General features: G+C 55.3%; 15 protein-coding genes and 1 pseudogene. 6 read left to right on the forward strand and 10 right to left on the reverse strand.

Going from position 1 to position 17,085, the window contains the following annotated elements; all coding sequences use genetic code 11:
* Nucleotides 1-1,050: 1,050 nt before the first annotated feature.
* The 7 genes and pseudogenes from mobQ to BLS66_RS13510 all read right to left on the reverse strand — a co-directional run.
* Nucleotides 1,051-1,731: pseudogene (mobQ, locus tag BLS66_RS21075) on the reverse strand (MobQ family relaxase); the annotation flags it as partial.
* 207 nt (nucleotides 1,732-1,938) lie between these two features.
* A complete protein-coding gene (locus BLS66_RS13485; protein ID WP_208596524.1) occupies nucleotides 1,939-3,873 on the reverse strand; it encodes a DUF3732 domain-containing protein in 1,935 nt (644 codons plus the stop codon).
* 14 nt (nucleotides 3,874-3,887) lie between these two features.
* Entirely contained in the window at nucleotides 3,888-4,397 is a 510-nt protein-coding gene (locus BLS66_RS21080; RefSeq protein ID WP_425513292.1) for a three component ABC system middle component, read from the reverse strand.
* A gap of 3 nt (nucleotides 4,398-4,400) precedes the next feature.
* A complete protein-coding gene (locus tag BLS66_RS13495) occupies nucleotides 4,401-5,540 on the reverse strand; it encodes an ABC-three component system protein (RefSeq protein ID WP_143025165.1) in 1,140 nt (379 codons plus the stop codon).
* A 126-nt stretch (nucleotides 5,541-5,666) separates the two neighbouring features.
* Nucleotides 5,667-6,203 (reverse strand): hypothetical protein, encoded by a 537-nt coding sequence (locus BLS66_RS13500; protein ID WP_074726077.1) that lies wholly within the window; start codon nucleotides 6,201-6,203, stop codon nucleotides 5,667-5,669.
* 34 nt (nucleotides 6,204-6,237) lie between these two features.
* Entirely contained in the window at nucleotides 6,238-6,537 is a 300-nt protein-coding gene (locus tag BLS66_RS13505) for a hypothetical protein (protein ID WP_074726078.1), read from the reverse strand.
* A 13-nt stretch (nucleotides 6,538-6,550) separates the two neighbouring features.
* Complete coding sequence (locus tag BLS66_RS13510; RefSeq protein WP_244152995.1) at nucleotides 6,551-7,009, reverse strand: hypothetical protein; 459 nt, start codon at nucleotides 7,007-7,009, stop codon at nucleotides 6,551-6,553.
* A gap of 118 nt (nucleotides 7,010-7,127) precedes the next feature.
* Between BLS66_RS13510 and BLS66_RS13515 the strand changes: the two genes are divergently transcribed.
* The 3 genes from BLS66_RS13515 to BLS66_RS13530 all read left to right on the forward strand — a co-directional run bounded on the left by BLS66_RS13515 (nucleotide 7,128) and on the right by BLS66_RS13530 (nucleotide 10,346).
* Nucleotides 7,128-7,460 (forward strand): helix-turn-helix domain-containing protein, encoded by a 333-nt coding sequence (locus BLS66_RS13515; RefSeq protein WP_074726080.1) that lies wholly within the window; start codon nucleotides 7,128-7,130, stop codon nucleotides 7,458-7,460.
* A 1,753-nt stretch (nucleotides 7,461-9,213) separates the two neighbouring features.
* Complete coding sequence (locus BLS66_RS13525) at nucleotides 9,214-9,873, forward strand: hypothetical protein (RefSeq protein ID WP_208596525.1); 660 nt, start codon at nucleotides 9,214-9,216, stop codon at nucleotides 9,871-9,873.
* A 263-nt stretch (nucleotides 9,874-10,136) separates the two neighbouring features.
* Nucleotides 10,137-10,346: a hypothetical protein gene (locus BLS66_RS13530; RefSeq protein WP_074726081.1), complete on the forward strand. Its 210-nt coding sequence runs from the start codon at nucleotides 10,137-10,139 to the stop codon at nucleotides 10,344-10,346.
* Nucleotides 10,347-10,392: 46 nt separating this feature from the next.
* Here the strand turns inward: BLS66_RS13530 and BLS66_RS13535 are convergent, their stop codons facing one another.
* Nucleotides 10,393-10,782 (reverse strand): H-NS histone family protein, encoded by a 390-nt coding sequence (locus BLS66_RS13535; protein WP_074726082.1) that lies wholly within the window; start codon nucleotides 10,780-10,782, stop codon nucleotides 10,393-10,395.
* Between the two features lie 524 nt (nucleotides 10,783-11,306).
* On the opposite strand from BLS66_RS13535, the gene BLS66_RS13540 reads away from it, so the two are divergent.
* From BLS66_RS13540 to BLS66_RS13550, 3 genes are read left to right on the forward strand one after another with little or no spacing between them, the layout of a single operon-like run.
* Nucleotides 11,307-12,704, forward strand: coding sequence for a site-specific integrase (locus BLS66_RS13540; RefSeq protein ID WP_074726083.1), 1,398 nt, complete (start codon nucleotides 11,307-11,309; stop codon nucleotides 12,702-12,704).
* Between the two features lie 57 nt (nucleotides 12,705-12,761).
* Nucleotides 12,762-14,327 carry a DUF4365 domain-containing protein gene (locus tag BLS66_RS13545; RefSeq protein ID WP_143025166.1) on the forward strand — a complete coding sequence of 522 codons (1,566 nt, stop codon included), beginning with the start codon at nucleotides 12,762-12,764 and terminating at the stop codon, nucleotides 14,325-14,327.
* A 51-nt stretch (nucleotides 14,328-14,378) separates the two neighbouring features.
* Nucleotides 14,379-15,149 (forward strand): NYN domain-containing protein, encoded by a 771-nt coding sequence (locus tag BLS66_RS13550; protein ID WP_074726085.1) that lies wholly within the window; start codon nucleotides 14,379-14,381, stop codon nucleotides 15,147-15,149.
* Nucleotides 15,150-15,746: 597 nt separating this feature from the next.
* Here the strand turns inward: BLS66_RS13550 and BLS66_RS13555 are convergent.
* Nucleotides 15,747-16,040 carry a hypothetical protein gene (locus BLS66_RS13555; protein ID WP_074726086.1) on the reverse strand — a complete coding sequence of 98 codons (294 nt, stop codon included), beginning with the start codon at nucleotides 16,038-16,040 and terminating at the stop codon, nucleotides 15,747-15,749.
* Between the two features lie 237 nt (nucleotides 16,041-16,277).
* Nucleotides 16,278-17,078 (reverse strand): hypothetical protein, encoded by an 801-nt coding sequence (locus BLS66_RS13560; RefSeq protein ID WP_143025167.1) that lies wholly within the window; start codon nucleotides 17,076-17,078, stop codon nucleotides 16,278-16,280.
* Nucleotides 17,079-17,085 lie beyond the last annotated feature (7 nt).

Here is a 17,085-nt window from a genome sequence, read left to right on the forward strand (position 1 = left end):
GGGTCAGAGAAGCCGTGGTAGAACGCGACCAGGTGCAGCTTAGTGACATGATCTCAGAGCGTCGTGGCGCGGTGTCCAAGCCCACTCGCGGACCTACCTACCACTGAGTTTTCGAAACGAGGATAGCTAAAGCCCCGGCGAGCCGGGGCCTTCGCTTGTCTATCAGTGCAACCTTGCTCCAGGATCTCTGACAGGATTCATTACGAGCAAGGGGTCCGCTGAAATAGGGGCTTCAGAAGCGTCAATGGGCGCATCCTCCACCGGATATCTACGCAGCAGCACTTCACTCCAATTCTCCAGCTGCGACAACGACTCGCCTGTTCGACGGTTGTAGTCTTCCTGGGCCTTGGGTCCGGTGGCTTCGTGAGCGCGTTGATACTCCTCGCGCCCCAGCTCGACAGCCCTGACACGGCGCGCCCGACGCCGCGACCAGTCTGAGCGATTCAGGATCCCTGGACGTGGGTTCTGGCTTTCGAAGCTCTCCAAGGCAAATTCTGCTTGGGCCAATACGTGCTGGGCACGGTCTTCAGCTTTCAGCCTACGCTTGAAGCGAAGAGAGTCCCGCTTCAGCTTCTTCAGCCGCAAAAGCAGTTCTTCCAAGTCGCCACGGAGCCTAGGCGCTGCGACATGAGTGGATATCAGGGCAGCACTGCTGCGGAGCAACCTGCGCGTGAACTTCAGCCTATCTCGCAGCACTTCTATCCACGCCTCGGCCCAAATTTCTAACACAGCCTTCATGGCCTGCTTGGATGCTATGGCCTGCGGTTGCCGCGCCCCTTCATCGGCAACCGCCCCAACCGGCATGGCTTCCCTACCCCCGTTAACCAGACGAGTCGCTCCACCAGGTGACAGCATTGATTGAATGGCAGCATGCGAAGGAACCTCGCGTGGGCCAACCGGCATTGCTTGATCAGATGCGGGTTCCATCAACCTGCCCTGCTCTGCCAGGTCAGCCACGGCGCGATCCCAAGCAGCGCTGTTGGCCTGGTGGATCCCGTCATTGCCCTGCTTAAGGACTGTATCGACGCCTCGGCGATGCAGCGCCGTCGCATCTTTGCCCAAATGAAGCCCTGGGATGCGTGAAAGCTCCGCCGCTGTAAGCTCGTCGCCTTGCTCTGCGGCCTCGGCGGCCTGATTCTTCAAGCTGCGGTGATCGACGCGTGCCGAGACACCGGCAGCGGCCAGGTGAGCATTGATAGCCTCTCCTACCATCTGGCGAATCCATTCCACTTCCCCTCGGCCTGAAGGGCCGCCATCCAGCTCCCTGGTCTTGTCCTTCAACCCGTCTGCGTCCATCCGCCTAGTCGTGGCTAGGATGTGGACGTGATAGTTGAGCCCGTCAGCGGTCTGCGGCTCGTGGATACTTGCCTGGACTGCGAACCTATAACGCTGGACTAGACAGCGCGATATTTCAGCTGCCAGGTCTGAACGCTGCTCGTTGCTCAATTCGTGTGGCAGAGCCACCTCGAACTCACGAGCAACGGTAGCGTCTTTGCGCCGCTCTGAAGCCTCGGCTGTAGGCCAAAGCTGCCGAGGATCGAAAGCCCAATCGGGAGCATCGTCGGGAGCGAGGCAACGGGTCTCAACGACCCCACCGCGCCTTCGGTAGTCGTGCCGGAGACCGGTGCGGTCATCGATGATGAGCAGCCCCGCCCTGTAGGCAGCGGCGGCGGTAGATGCGTGCCCCTGGGCACGACTGAAGGTCTTTACTCTTGTGTGATAGATGGCCATTGATGCTCCTTGTTCCGGCCCCCGCACTTGCCTTTATGCCTACGATTTAGGCTTTGGCAAGCGCTTTTTAGGGGGTCAAGGGGCACAGCCTCTTGCGCACGCATTGCCCGAAGGGCAATGCCTAAGTGCGCTCTTGCTCTGTCGCTTTAGGTTCGTAACAAAAAGTTCCGCCAGCAAGCGAGCGAGCGCGTAGATCGTGGTTGCGGATTACCAGTCCAACGGAACGAGCTTCTTCCCCCGCCACTCCTCCACAAGGCACACGCCCTCTAGCTCACCCCATACTTCCTGATTAGCGTGATCCAGGACGATCACTTGCAACGCACCCTTGGCGGCCACCACGCGCTTCCCAATTTCATCGAAGATGCTTCGAACTGCCTGAATATCCTCCTGATCCACCAGTCTCTTATCTTTCTCACCCGTAACCTTATCGATCACCACTGCCGGGAAATAAACCTGACTCGGCTGATCGTAAATAATAAGACCCGGTACCGGGCTCGGGGGATGCTTGAGGAAATAGATCTGGAGCGCCAGAGTCACCGCAACGTGATACGCAAGCCAGTTAGCCCCACTGCCGATCTCCCAAAGGTAATCCATCCGCCCATTGCGAGACACCCTTACCGTCAGCTCCTTCGTATCCAGTCGCACCGGGCTGTCACCCCACTCTGCATTGAGTGACGGAATGATCGTTCCGGTGATCTGCTGAATCTCGTCAAGAATGCTGTCCAGTCGCCGTTGAAGGGCAGCCCCATTGATATTGCCATTGATCTCACTCAGCCTCTTGCGCAAGTCAGAGATTTCGCCTTCAAGCTCTGGAGACGAGTCCGACGCCTCGTACTGACTGAGCAGCTGCTGCAGACCCCCTAAGAACCTATCGATTGTGGAGGTCAGAGTAATTTCCTGCCGAGCGGCCTCAGAGCTTGCTTCGTATGCGCGAATCTCCTGCCGCACGATGGCTATCTCAGACAGCACATTCTCAGTCAGCACTCGCTGCCGCTGATACTCTGCATCTAGAGAGGTAGTAGCGAGAGGATGCGCCTGGAGCTTTGCCTCCACCTCCAATAATGCATTCGATAGCAAATCAAGTGATTTCGCAGTTTCGGATGGGAATAGCAGAGAAGCATCATTTCTTCTCTCCACCTCATCACGCATCCAAGTCGATAAAGAAATACGCTCACGTTGTATACGAAGAGCGCCAGCGTAGTCATCGCTCCCCTCGCGCAACCGCTTCAACTCCATCAACCGCTGCCGATGTCCCGACGCTTTAGCGGCCAAATCCTGCTCTCTGGCACGGAGCTCAGAAAGCACATTAAGAGTCGCCTCAATCCCCTCAACTGACGCAGACCGGCCGATGTGGTTGACGCCTGCAATTTCCTGAAGCTCTTCCAAGATCTCTGGCCACCCAGCTGGCTGACCCTGCCGAGCCGACAGGCCAAGTTCTCGACCTTGGGTTAGCCAACGCCGACCCTCCGAAACTCGCCTCTCAGATATAGAGCTCGCCTCTCTAAGCTCGGATTCAAGCTTCTTAAGCCTCCGGCCCAGCCTATCTGCCTCATGCCTCAGCGCAATGGTCTTGGACGTGACAGCATTCAACACATAAGGAAGGACAGTTTTGAGCTTCTCCCGGTGCTCATTAGAGTCGGCCTTGTAAAAAAGAACATTCGGATTTGCAACGATGTTCTGAGGCTGGAAGACTAGAGATGTTAGATCCCTAAAGGACGGTCGAAGCTTGTAGCCATACTCAGTGTCGGGTTCGAAGTCCAACTGCGTAAGACCAGCAAGTCGATCAAGAAGTCCACGCACAGCACTAGCCGTGGTGTTGCCCTCATCCAAGCTCTGAGGCACTTCGACCTCGCCAGACTCAATAACAAACATCTCACCGGTCTGCGCTTGCTCACCCGGCTCCTTTCGCGCAAATAGCTTCTGCCCCTCCACCGTCTCAACGAGAATTCCAAACCATGAGCACTCGTCTCTAATAACACCAACGGGAACTGCACACGTCTTGGATGCCAAACAATAGTCAATTATTGGAATAACAGCTGACTTACCAGTTTTGGAAGCACCGGTTATTACATTTACCATGCCAGGCTCAAATACCACCTCCCTAATTGAACCACCATTTCGCGGCCAAAGAACCAGCTTCAAGATTTGGAAATACATTAGAAGGCCACCCTGAGAATTGACGCAACTTGATCGACCGGAAGGCGCCCAAACCAAACCCCCAGCTTCTCACACGCCAAACCAAGCTTTCGCATACTCGAACTCGGCGATGGAATCTCTGAATCCAAGGACAAGATCGTTGCGGTCCCCGGGTCCACAATCATGAATTTCGCCATTGTGCCGGTAGTCAATGAGGCAAGCGAAAGGCTGCGAAGCGCAATCGCTCGCTCATGAATAGCAAGCAGACTCTCTTGTTTGGCGCCGAGCTTTGCCGCGAACAAAGTTAACCCTGAAGGCATATTCGTCCCTATCAGCGCGCTCTTGGATTCTCCGTGGAGCGCTATCGGAAGCACCAAAAATGCGAGGGCTATCGGAAGCCCTCGGCCGGATTCCGAAAAATGTCCGGACGCTGCGCGCCATATAAGATACGACCCGAACGACGGGTTATATATCAGATCCAGACCCGACAAATGGGCAGGAGCTTTATTGGATCCAATAGCAGCGACCACGATTTATTCCAAAAGTGATAGGTAGGCCGGATGCCAACCGAGCTTCATTGTTCCCGAGAGCTCGTTAAAACAGCCGTGAGTAAAGTGCCCCGGGACGCTTTTCCCTTGTAGAGACAGCTCTAGCTTCCGACATTCGGCATACACGACCTTGCCGCGACTTACATCGTTGAGACTTGAGTGAAGCACGTCAAGACTGTCGCATATGGCCGAATGCCGCTGTAGAAGCCCGCTCTCCCATTCGTCCAGTGATCCCGGAAGCAGTATCCCCTCCTCGCCCCACCTAGTCTTGCTGGAAATGGCTCTCAAGTAGTCATTGATGGCTTGTAGCTGTTGCTGCTTACTAGCCTCGATCAATTCCAGCTGGCGCACGAAGGTTGGCCTGGAGACAAACTCCATATCAATTTTGGCCGGATCTATGGGAGGAGAATCAAAATCGAAATAGGCCGGAAGATTAATTTCTTGGACAAAGCGCCTGACAGTATCTTTGAACTCGCCAGCATTGATCGCGCCAGGTTTCCCCATCTCCAGTAACCGGTCAGATTTCACCTTGGCCTCCCCCAATGCGAACGAGATGATTCGTTCAAGCAGAAGTGGGGACACTGCGGCTTCATAGCGCAGGCGGATGGTGGAAAATGGATCTCCCTCGCGAACAATCTCAAAGCGAGCCGCCAGCGAGAGCTGTTCATCGGGCTCGGCCGAAAGGAACCTGCTGACAAAGGGATAGACCTTCGACTTCTTTTTCGCCGAGGTGAGCTGGCTCTTGATGCGCGTGACCAATTCTGCAACATCTTGCGCGCTGCTTGCCTTTGCTAACGCCCTTGCAAATTCGCCCGGCTCATGATCTGGCGTTATGTAGAGGCACAGCTTGGATACGACATCAAATGGAGCGTGATCCTCAAGCCAATTATGGACAGTCTTCCATAGGTCTACAGACCAATCTGACAAAGGGTTGCTTTTGACTCGCTTCGTCTGCTCAAGGAGCTTTGTCCCGTCGCTATAAAGCACCGAGACATCGTCATCGTGCTCTACAAAAACGGTTGAATCCGGAGGTTCATTCAAAAGCCGTGCGCATAGCCGCACAGTCTGCAGGCCGTATCCGAGGTATGGCCCAGGAGCGCTGTGTTTTGTCGCCTTGGTTGACATGTCCGTTGCCCAGCCCCACCTGCTGAGCCTCATTCATACTTCACATCCACTTAACCCGTCAAGCTCGGCAGCCAGAGCGTTCGCGCGACGAATCACGAAGGCGAGCTGGCAGGTCTCACGTTTACGTCAGTAAGCTACAGGTGCATTGATCCATGCCTTCATCCTAGCGAACCACTCATCGCGCTCTGATTCATTGAATGCTGTGCTCTTAAGCCAACGATCAGAATGGCGCACGAAAGGAACCAGCCAGAGCGGGTGAACAACGTCCCGCACCTGGACTTCCAGGCGATGGGTGACCACTCCTTTGTAGTTGTATTCCCCAGTGCGGATAGCGAGCACTTCAGCCCGTCGCAGGTAGCGCTCGCCCTTCACGGGATCTCGGACCCAGATTGCGTCCCTGCCGAGGTCCAATGCAATGTGCTCATGGGACACCGTGGGCTCGAATTCTTCAGGCCTATGCTTCTTCAGTTTGGGCGCTCGGCGCCGGAACAGCCACGGCAAGCCCCACAGCAGCGCGAGCGGCCAGAAGACCAACTGCCCGAACAGCATCAGGCCGAAGACTGCCCCGTCAGCCGTCGTGCCCTCTTCGAACACCACACCGCACAACCACCACAGCGCGAGACCGGTGATGATCCAGCGGATTACCTTGAACAAGGTCCACATACGAGCTTCCTAGCGATGGGTGGGATGGGCTGGGTCAACGACGGTCTACGACAGTCCAAGTGCCACCAACTTTGTCGATGACGAAGGTGCCGACAAGATGCTGCTGCTCAGTGCGAGTGCCCAGCTGATACCGCGCAGTTCCAGTGACACTGCAGGCGTAGCCCGGACCGCCCCCTCGCACACACTCGCCCACTTTCAACCCCTCAAAGGTCATCGTCGTTCCCGTCGCTTCTTTGAAATACACGGCCAACGCCTTCTCAACATCGCCATTGCCGGGCCCACCAGAACAAGCCGCCAGCAGCGCAGCAACCGAAAGCATCCAGATCCTCTTCATCTCAATTCCTTGATCAGTCGATAAGTAGGCAGTGATCGCCGGGATTCGTCGCAGTGCCAAGCAGGACTTCGCTGTCAATCACTGAGCCGGCCTTATTGATGACGATCACGATCTGACTAGGCCGCGCAGAGGAGTCCTCCTCACGCTCGCCGAGGTAAGCCAGAACGATGGCGTCCTTGAAGTCATAGACCTTGCCGAAGCCAATGACGCTATGCGCTTCGGGAGGCAGCAGAACCGGCTTTCCATCGAGCTTGATAGCGCGTTTGTAGTCCCGGCCTTCCACAGGGTCGATCCGACCAATGCTTGTTCGCACGGGACCGGTGGGGATCGCGGAGCCATGACCTGTGGCCCAGATGAACTCGGAGACCTTGGGCTCCCCTCCCCCACCAACCTTGAACTGGCCGCTCTGCAGTTGGCACGACAAGCTGGGCGCAGCCTCGGCAGAGGAGACAATGGTGAGAAGACCCAGCAACGCAATGCACCTCATATCCATACGATTAGCTCCCCGGTAAATATTTGCGTTGAACGCAAATGACCAGCTAAGCTTAGATGGGCACACTTCCGAGAGTCAACGTCTTTGTTGTTCTCGGATGCCAGCCCCTCAACCTACGCCTACCGCTCTTGGCCAACGCCTTCGTGCCGCCCGCGTGGCTAAGGGGTGGACGCAGGTGCAGCTTGGAGAATTGCTTTTGGGCGTGGACGACCCGAACACGGTGGCTCCCCGCATCAGCCGTTACGAACGAGGCATGCACAAGCCCGATCCGGCGACCACCGAGAGACTTGCGGAACTGCTGGATCTTCCAGCGGCTTACTTTCTTGCTGCCTCCGACACAATGGCTGAAGCCATCCTGGTGCTATCGCAGCTTGATGCTAGGAAGCAGAAAGAAGCACTGGCACTGCTAAAGCAGCTTGCTGCGCCGTAGCCTTTCATCCCATGTCTTGAGCCGGAATGTTGTCGGGGATCACCTTGCAGAAAGAACCAGCGTCCGCGATTTTTCAAGCGAATGACAGTGGTACTCTCTTTAAAGACCAGACACGAAGCGAATCCATTAGCGCTTTCAGCCGGAACAGCGATTAGAACAAGCATAGGTCTGGCGCGGTTGACGAAGCAGGAGTTAATCTAGAAGCATCGGGAACGAGTCACAGGGGACTTGAAGGATGCAAGAAGCTCTGGATCGAAGAACCAATAACGAATACACCGCTTTAGAGATTTCACTGCTCACGGAGGCCCAGCGGGAGCCCTTGAAGGGCCACTTAAAGTGTTTGGGCTGTGAATCTACCGCGCACTTTCGCCGAAAGACCGATCCAAGTCCTGGAAGGAATGGGAGAATTGCGCACTTCTATTGTCGTCCGCATGCGCCCAACTGCAGCCTCATCCAGCGCAACGCAGATCCATGGGAAACAAATGAGAGTGATGCGACTGTCGCTCAATGGGTGGAACGCAATCAGACACTGATTGTCAGAATTCAGATGCCGGTCGAATCTTCGGAGGTGAATTCTGAAGAAGGCGAAGATGCTGACGAAGGCAGCAGAGCTGGCGGAGGCTCGGCCTCCCGAACACGCCGGTCGACGACTATATCTCGCGGGCCGCAACGGCTACTTGAGCAATTAGTTCACTGGCCAAGCTTCAAAACCAGTCCAGTTCGGATACGGCTCCCAGATCCTGCTCAGACGGAGGTGCCGGTCCATGACGCTTTTGTACGGTTTGAGGACGCCCGAGTCGATCTACATACGGAGCGTTGGCTTGGATTCTGGGGAATAGTGCGCTCTTTTAGCTTTTGGCCCCTTGGCAGTAGCTACTACTCAAACTTTGGCGCCGAAAACAGCAGCTTCCGCATCTCGATTCACCAGAACCACGCCGACGCCATAGTGCAAAGGTATCGGCTAGGAAGCATTCATGACTTGGTTGGCCACTACCTTTTGCTCTTCGACCGTGCTCGCGAATCTGCTTCGGGGCGCTTCACCGCAGATGTGAACTCGGTTCATCATGTTGGATTTGTCCGCAATACAGACCAATAAGAAGCGGTCGTCAGGCTCGTGACCGCGAGCAGGTGTTGCGACGCATCTTCACCAAGCTTCGCTAGCACTAGAGGATTGTGAAGTCGTTCGCAGTGCCTAAATCCCATTGATGTAAGAAAACACGCCTATCAGCACGCGCACAGGCGAAGGGGCCTACTGTGCTGTGGAGGGACTCAACTTGCCCCCCTGTCCGGGCATCGCCGGTGAGAGGAAGCTAGGCCAAGACCATACGACGCGCCGCGTGCTTATCTAGCAGCGACTGCAGCTGGCAGTGCCAGCAGGAGCTCCGCCAATCCACTCGCATCTAGAGCAGGCGGAGGCGACTTAAGGCCTAGGTCCGAACCGAGAGAAAGAGAGGACTGACCACTCCCCCCCCCTTGGAGAACCCCGGGAGCACGGCGAGCACGGTGAGCACGGAAGGACGGGATGACGGGGAGCACACGGCTGCCGACCCAAACACCTGATATCAATGGGTATTTTTTAACAAAATGCGCGGAAACGCGCACCTCAACCATTCAGGAATCGCTGTTTGTTGCATCCACGGTGGCTCTGGCGTAGCTTTCAGCTATCTAAAACGCTCAGTTGCGCGCGTCTAGTTCCCTTGCTCTTCGGAGCCTGAAGACGCAAATTGTCCACCAGTTGATAGGGAATTGCTCGATGTCCACGATGAAGCAGGCAGTGGCACGGCGCGTAAATATGTCGGAGCGCGCTGAGCATCAACGGCAAATCCACTTCGCCGGAGTGGATGACGCCTGGATTTGGAATCGCAAGAAGAACAATGGCTTTTCAACTGTGCCGAGGACGCTGCCGATTGCCATGCAGGCCGCAGACGAACAGTCTAAAGGCCAGCCGCCTGGGCATGTTCTTTTTTGCCTTTGGGCGCGAGCGCCGGATCACCCGGTTCTTGTAATCGACAATCCGATCACGTTCGCCGCAGAGGCGGGCTTCACCGGACCGAGGGCAGTAGACACCTGGCGACGGCGCATGAAGCGGCTGCAGGAGTTGCAGCTAATCGTGGCAAAAGCCGGACCGGCAGGTGATTTCCACTACGTTCTGCTGACGAATCCAAATTCGGCCGTTGAATGGATGAGATCAAATGGAAAGATCCAAGACGTGCTCTACAGCCGCTTCTGGGATCGACTGTCCGAGGTGGGCGGACTCAGTGAGATGGATGCACTTCGCGCTTACTGGGCTAAGACGACGGCAAAAGAGGATCCGCCGAGCCCCCCTCCGCCACCACCTACCGATGCCCCAACTGAATCGGCACCTACGAAGGTGAAGTCACGGAAGAGCAAACCTAAAAGCGTAGGGAAATGATGCTCAAACAGACGCCAAGGAGGAACCATGCTTAAGACAACAGTGATCGGCATTCGTCGCCAGCTCGCCCGGCGGATGTCGTGAAAAAGAAGACCCCCGATCAGCCTCGTTTCTCAGGCCAGACTGATCGGAGGTCGTGGCGGGCACCCTCAAGTGCCCTGAGCGGGGTTTCCCCTGCCCAGGGCTCAATTGTAACGCGGCCGCGCCCCTCACACATGACTGGGGCAGCAGTCAACTAGCCGACATCGGCTGAGGAAAACGCAATGACCAAGAAGCCTTCCAACTCCGGTCAGCCCTGGACCCCTGCGCAGGTCAAGCAACTCAAAGAGCTTGCGTCAGGGAACACCCCTACCCGGGTCATTGGCCTGAAAATGGGGCGCTCGCCCGAGGCAATCTACGGCCAGGCGAGCAAGGCGGGGATCTCGCTGAAGCCTACCAACCAGGCTCCCTACGGCACTAAGAAGCCGAAGTGAGTTAGCAACAAACTCAGAAGCCCCGCTATGCGGGGCTTCTGTCTTCTCAACCCGGAAACGCCGGGAACTTTTCGTTGGGATGGGAAGCCTTCCAAGTTGTGTAAGCGGAAGTCCCTTCCCAGGCAGCGAACGCACGAGGAGTTCTGCCTCGGCCGCTCCAGGTTTCGCCCGTGTGTGGGAGCCAATACTTGGGCGCGACTTCCTTCTTCACACTTCCCGCCTTCTTAGGGACATCCGTCGCCAGCATGCTGACGATCTCGGCGCGCTGCTTCGCAGAGAAGCTCTTGCCGTATTGGGACACGAGATTGGCGACTTCTGCGAAGGCATCAGCGGCTTGTTCCTGGAGAAGCTGAACTTCCTGTTCCTCAAGCTTGCGTAGCTCTTCAGCAAGCTTGGCTTTGGCGGAGGCAATGGAATCGAGTGACGGCTTGGTCATTCTTAAAACCTGAAATTGGTAGCAAAAAGAGAGAAGGTAGCTAGGAAGCTTTGGACGCTAAGCGCCACTGCCCCATCCACCGGGAACAAGCTATACGGTCTTTTCCCCCTAGACAACCGGTCCGGACCCGAAAGGGACGCAGTCCCAACCACTCAACCTAACCGGGGTTGCCACTTGCCATAGAGCCAGGGCGAGGCGACCCAACAAAGAGAATGGAGGATGGTGATGCCCGTCGCAAATTCGAAAATATCCTGCATGCCTATTCTGTAAGAAAGCACGCTTAGGCGTAAGCACACTCAAAATCGTACAGTACAGAAATGACTGCAAGATAGAAGCGGTCACCAAAGGAAAACCCTTACGCCACAGCGCCCCGCAAGACAAACCGAACCAATTTCCTCTAAATATTTTCGCGCTAATTCCAACGTTTCGGCGAATGCCTAAGCAACGCGGCAACCTTCTAGATCTCGTTTGACGAATCAAAGCCGGGCCTTAGCACTGCTCCCATCATCCACGGAGACAGCGCAATGCCAAAAACAGTAAAGAGCTTCCTTCAAGACTTCCCTTTCAATCCCGACGCAGATGACGCCCTGCACCTTAAGGGCATCAGGATCGGACGGTTCCGAATTGATGAGCTTGTCATCACCGGACGCGAAGCGGCCATCCATGCGCAAGAGATCCTTAACGCGGCTATGGAGCGCTCCCGACGCGCTCGCATCAATGCCGCAGGCACGCGCTACCTTGAGCCTCTATCCGCAGGCCACCCTGCCCGCCTTCTGTCAGTAGAGATCAAGGACTACCTAGGGGACCGGGAACGCCGCTGCCTCGCCCAGGAGACCATCGACTCCACAGCCCGAACCCTGCGGCTTCTCCAGATGAGCTGCGGCGACATCCCCGTGTCGCGCATTGACCACCCTCACATCTACCGCCTCTGGGACCTCATGCGCTGGTCGCCCCCAGGCCTCTTCTCTGACCCAGCCTATCGAGGGATCAGCTATGACGAAGCCATTGCCTGCGGCAAGGAGCTAGATGTTCCTCAACTCGCCCCTGCAACGCTTGAACGTCATCGACGCTTCCTGGTCTCCTTCTTCAATCAGCTGGTCAAGACGAAAGCCATTGAAGCGTCTCCCATGGCTGCGTTCGCAGAGATCAAGAAAGACCTGGTCACCGATCCCAACAAGCCTGAGCGCCTCTTTGATGAGGAAGACCTAAGGCGCATCTTCGACCCAAAGACCTTCATTCCTTGGGCAAGCAAGTATCCCCACCGATGGTGGCTCCCCATGATCGGTCTGTATACAGGTGCCCGCATCAACGAGGTCGCTCAGCTGAAGGTCGCCGACATCGTCCAGGAGAGCGATGTCTGGTGCATCCGCATCCAGAAGACTGTGGATCCTGACTTGGCTCACCGGACCCGGCTCAGGAGTCGACAAAGCCTAAAAGGCAAGGCATCTATCCGGACCATCCCTATCCCGAAGCCGCTGCTTGACGCAGGCTTCCTGGACTTCATGGATGACATCAGGGACTGTGGACACCCTCGCCTCTTCCCACACCTATCCGCTGGCGTGAACCGTAAGACCGGTGAGACCAATGCTCGCTACAGCCTGGCAGCGCTTAGCCAGTTCAGCCGCTACATGAAAGACCTTGGCTTCCCTAGAGGGGTTGGGTTCCATGCCTTCCGCCACACCATCGCCACAGAGCTCCACCATCAGAACGTCCCTGACGAAGATATTGCTCTGATCACGGGCCACTCCGTCAGCAAGCGCGTGCCAGTGCTTCACGAGGCCTACTTCCACAAGAAGCCCGCCGTGATGCGCAGGAAGCAGATAGAGACCTTGGAGAAATACAGGCCTGCGGTAGTGCTTCCTGTCTACGCCAAGGGGCAGTTCAAGCGCTGCTTGAAGGACAATAAGAGGTTCTATCCCTGATGTGTCCGAAAGTCAGTGGTAGGCTGTCATCCTTGCAACCCCCTTTCGTTCTAGCCGATGAACTTCCCTAAATCTCAGAAGACTGGTCGACAAGCAGAGCTTGCAGTAGAACAAGCCTTTTTAGAGTGGGATTGGAATGTTGGACACGATCAGATAGACATTGGTTACGACCTGTGCATCACCCCCGATCACACTGTCTACCACGGCATTCACTTTCTAGCACAAGTGAAAGCGACCTCTGTCGAGTCCAGAGGAAGCCGAATCACTGCTCAAGTTTCCAAGAACCGATTGCGGCAGTATGCGAACAATGTGCTCCCGGTCTTCATTTTGAGGGTGACCCCCGACCGTTCCATTTACTGGATTCACGCTCAAGAGTGGGCGAAGGGCAATCAAGAAAAGCTGATCGGCGATGGCAAAGGCGTGGTCACGTTCGACCATTCAAAGGTCCTCAGTGACCGTGAAGGCTTTGAACGCTATCTGTGGGACATCGTAGAGCCTATTCTTCAAACCCGAGATCCGCTATCCATCGGAGATCAGCCATCTATTGATCTAGCAAAGCGCAGCGCCCGAAGAGCGCCCCCGGGTTCGGGCGAAAGCAAGACTCAGAAAGTGCAGGAGCTCTCGAAGGGGCTTTCTCGGTTGGATCTATCCTTCACACCAGTCGGAACGGCCGAGAACATAGCCCTGGTCCGAGACGCATATCTGTATGGCCTGCCACGCACATTTGATGTAAAAGACTTCAAGCTTGCGCCTCTCCCCGGCTTCCAGGATCAAATGAAGCCGCTACTTGCCCATGGCAAGCTCACCATGAAGACGAAAGCAGCCACCCAAGGCCATGTCCTCGTATGTCCAGGCCAGGAATATTCCGTCTTGGCGCAGGAAGTGAGCTTAGCTGCTGAGCTATTCAACGGCACCGCAGGAGCAGGCATTACGAATGAGTCTCTCCCATCACCATTGACGATCATCATTCGGTGCACGGTTGTAGAGACATCACTGAAGGCAGAAATCAACCTTAGCATCAGGGGCTCCGCAATATACGGCGTCGCGCTAAAGGAGATTCATACGCTCGCCCCTCTAGCAACGTGGGCTGACCAGATTGCTGCCGAAGACGCAATGATGCTGACTTTGGACTTCAATGGGATCCGCCAGCCACTGCACCCTTCTGTGTCACCCATCGGTCAGATGCTTCCTGTGTTCCAGCGCATCAGAAGCCTGAGCAGACTCCATATGATTTGTCGCGCCCTCAACTCCCCCGTCATACTCGAAAATTCAGACGTGTTCTCCGAAGAGGACTTCCAGGATATCGACTTTGGCTTCGATCTTCTGAGGGGCGTACAGAGATCCGTTACCCTTAATACTATGGAAGTCGATTCAGTGGGCCCGGAGGCGCGCAAGTTCATAACTGTTCCTGGCGAATTTCTCATTCAGACACATTGGCAACTGGATGTGGCTGGGAAGGCGCTCGGTCACTTCCCAGTCGAGATCCATATGACTGGCTATGCCTTTGAAAGCACCGCAGACCCCAAGAAGCTCAAGATTGTCAAAGGTAGCAATGGGCAAGCTTGGGTTAGCTACAAGAAACATGATGCAGCCGGGCACCATATCATTCGGCGGAAGACGTAGTCAGCAGCAAGCTGTCGCACCACATATGCTCTACGCGATAAGGAAATCAACATGGCTCAACCGCAAGAATCGACCGTCGCAGTAATGATCGACTGCGACAACGTTGCTCCCGAAATCGTGGACTTCGCGCTCCTCATGGCTGCACAGGCCGGGCGCGTAACGCTTCGACGGGGCTATGGCAATCGCACTACCTTGGGCAACTCTTGGCAAGAGGCCCTGGTTCGCCAGGCCTTCACTCCATGTCTTCAGTTCCAATATGCAGCGAAGAAGAACACCTCCGATATCGCCCTGGCCTTGGATGCCCTGGAAGCGCTCTTCGATCAGCGGGCAGATATCTTCTGCTTGGTAACCAGCGACTCGGACTTTGCCTACCTCTGCCGAAAGCTCCGTGAGCGCGGCGCCACGGTTCTGATCGTAGGCGAAGCAAAGACCCCCGATGCATTGCGCAATGCCTGTGATCAGTTCTTCGAGTGGTCCGCCCAAGAAGCCTCATCGCCAGAGCCGCCTGATCTTCAGGACCCGCCGCACCCAGCTGACCACAGTAGCGAAGCCAAGACCACCGGCAGCGCGCCGCTTCCGAAGCGCCGTCCTCGCTTCGTCATCGAGGCTGTCTCACTACTTGCCGGTAGCACACCAGAGGGCAAGGTAAGCCTCAACTCCTTAGGCTCCTATCTGAAGCGAGCAGATTCCGGCTTCTCGCCTGGCATCTATGGGCATTCCGGTCTTCTCAACATGGTGAAGACCTACGATCTCCTGTCGCTCAAGCAGGAAGAGAATGGGCAGTGGTCGGTGAGCCTGGCGCCTAAGCCAGAGACAGCCTGACGCGAGCCACCACTCCCGTTTGGCGAATTGCCCAAAAAAGGCCCCGCATCTGCGGGGCCCTAGTCTTCAGTAGCCGTAACCAGATCGACGCTGTTGCGCCCTCGGCTGGTTGTAGGGGCTACCGTATGGATTGCTCTGCGTTGGCTTGTAAGGATCTACAGTCCCGGACTTCCCGTTGTAGGGGTTGTAATTTCCTTGGGTGCTGTAGTTGTCCAGCTTGGTGGAATTCGCATTGCTACGGTGGTGAGGCTGGACGTAGGTACCGTCCGAGCGATAGTGCCCCTTCACCGCATGGCTCTGAGCCGAAACGGCAAAAGAGGCAATCAGAGCGAAGCCTGCGGCTACAGTCAGTGGAATTCTTTTCATATTTCCCCTTGAATTCAAATGCTCCGAATCAGTTCAAATTCAGCTGCAGATCGAGCATACATACAAAATACAAAGAGCGATAGGCGGCGATAGAGCACCACTTTACTTAAATCAAAATCGTGCTATCTATATTTCAAATTAAAAGCACGGAACTAATTTATGTTAATGATTGCACTTGCCATAGTTATTTATGCACTTCTGCTGTATCTCACTTTTAAAAAGAAACTCGATTCACCATCCCAAGAGAACAAGCAATCTGGAAACGCCAAATCCAACCAGGAGGATCGCGATATAAATAGAAATTAAGGTTGTTCGCATCTTGATTAACGTCCTACCCACCTGCATAACGCTTAGGTAAATGCTATCAGCAATAAATGTAATCGCTATCACGAACGCTAAGCCGATGCCGATGCGCAATCCTAAACTAAGCGCCGGATTGTTTATGACAGGACAGACAATCCACAGCACGGCGGAGACGACCGCTGCAACCCCAATAAGACCAACTGCGTCGCTTTTTTTCCACATTCGGACCATTCCCTTTTATTGAAAAATTAAGCATTCCATCTTTGCAAGTTATTTAATCTGGTGAGATAGACCAAACCACCGATCATCATATCGGCCAGGAATCTGGATTCTTTAGAGACAACTAGATTCCACCGAAGACCCCATGCTTTGTCATCATAAATCAGGTAACACCAGCAATTGAAAAGTGCAGTAAAGAGCCCCGCAGAGTTCTTTCGGGCATCCTTAGGGTTGCAGAGCTTAGCTATCAAATGATGGGATTACGGAGCGTAATCCACTCATGTCACCCGGAAACAAAGGGGGAAGTCCATCTGGCACTCTCCTCCAAGCCAACTCCACAAACTCTCTATCCTGCTCGAAAGTGTGCATGACCCTGAACTCTGTCACTCCGATGGCGAGAGCTCTTCTCTTGTTGTGCAGGCTCGTTGCACGGAACTGGATTGTCCGCATGAGTAGAGAGTAGAGGGACCGCTTCGCCTCAGAGTTTATCTGAGACGCGATGGCCTGAAGCTGGGGCTGCTTCTCTATGTTTGGAATCAGTTCCAGCATCCCAATCAGCTGGGCCTTGTTAGTCTTTGAGTTGAAACTCACTGAGCAGCACTTACACAGCAGCTTCAAGTCAGCAACCTTCATCCGCTGCAACAATGAAGAAACGGATGGCGGCTGAGACGGCACGGGCTGAGGAAAGTTGAGCGGGAAGCGACCCAGTTCCGAGAAGACCGATAGCCATTCCTCATGCTCAAGCCATCGCCAAGAACGACCTTCGAAGTAGTTCTCCCATACGTGCTCGTAGTATCCGTGAGCATTCAAGAAGCCTCCTTCAACAGCCATGATGTAGTCCTTGATGGCGTCTACGTCTTCCGCAGGGATACCCGACACCTTCGCCATCGCTTGGTCGAACACGGCGTCGTAGCAATCGAACACGTCATCGCTTGGCGTGATTTCGAGCGCCTTGTATGCAGCCTCTTGCGGCACCTGACCTTGAGGAGCAGTTGGACGCCTTGCCCCCACAAGCGACTTCAGAAAGCCAACGATCCCCATAGCTCCC

Source organism: Stenotrophomonas pavanii (assembly GCF_900101175.1).
Lineage (GTDB): Bacteria > Pseudomonadota > Gammaproteobacteria > Xanthomonadales > Xanthomonadaceae > Stenotrophomonas > Stenotrophomonas pavanii.

Coding starts and splice junctions, on each gene's coding strand:
- BLS66_RS13495 (WP_143025165.1), bottom strand. CDS start 5,540: ATGTCAACCAAGGCGACAAAACACAGCGCTCCTGGGCCATACCTCGGA.
- BLS66_RS13500 (WP_074726077.1), bottom strand. CDS start 6,203: ATGTGGACCTTGTTCAAGGTAATCCGCTGGATCATCACCGGTCTCGCG.
- BLS66_RS13505 (WP_074726078.1), bottom strand. CDS start 6,537: ATGAAGAGGATCTGGATGCTTTCGGTTGCTGCGCTGCTGGCGGCTTGT.
- BLS66_RS13515 (WP_074726080.1), top strand. CDS start 7,128: ATGCCAGCCCCTCAACCTACGCCTACCGCTCTTGGCCAACGCCTTCGT.
- BLS66_RS13525 (WP_208596525.1), top strand. CDS start 9,214: ATGTCCACGATGAAGCAGGCAGTGGCACGGCGCGTAAATATGTCGGAG.
- BLS66_RS13530 (WP_074726081.1), top strand. CDS start 10,137: ATGACCAAGAAGCCTTCCAACTCCGGTCAGCCCTGGACCCCTGCGCAG.
- BLS66_RS13535 (WP_074726082.1), bottom strand. CDS start 10,782: ATGACCAAGCCGTCACTCGATTCCATTGCCTCCGCCAAAGCCAAGCTT.
- BLS66_RS13540 (WP_074726083.1), top strand. CDS start 11,307: ATGCCAAAAACAGTAAAGAGCTTCCTTCAAGACTTCCCTTTCAATCCC.
- BLS66_RS13545 (WP_143025166.1), top strand. CDS start 12,762: ATGAACTTCCCTAAATCTCAGAAGACTGGTCGACAAGCAGAGCTTGCA.
- BLS66_RS13550 (WP_074726085.1), top strand. CDS start 14,379: ATGGCTCAACCGCAAGAATCGACCGTCGCAGTAATGATCGACTGCGAC.
- BLS66_RS13555 (WP_074726086.1), bottom strand. CDS start 16,040: ATGTGGAAAAAAAGCGACGCAGTTGGTCTTATTGGGGTTGCAGCGGTC.
- BLS66_RS13560 (WP_143025167.1), bottom strand. CDS start 17,078: ATGGGGATCGTTGGCTTTCTGAAGTCGCTTGTGGGGGCAAGGCGTCCA.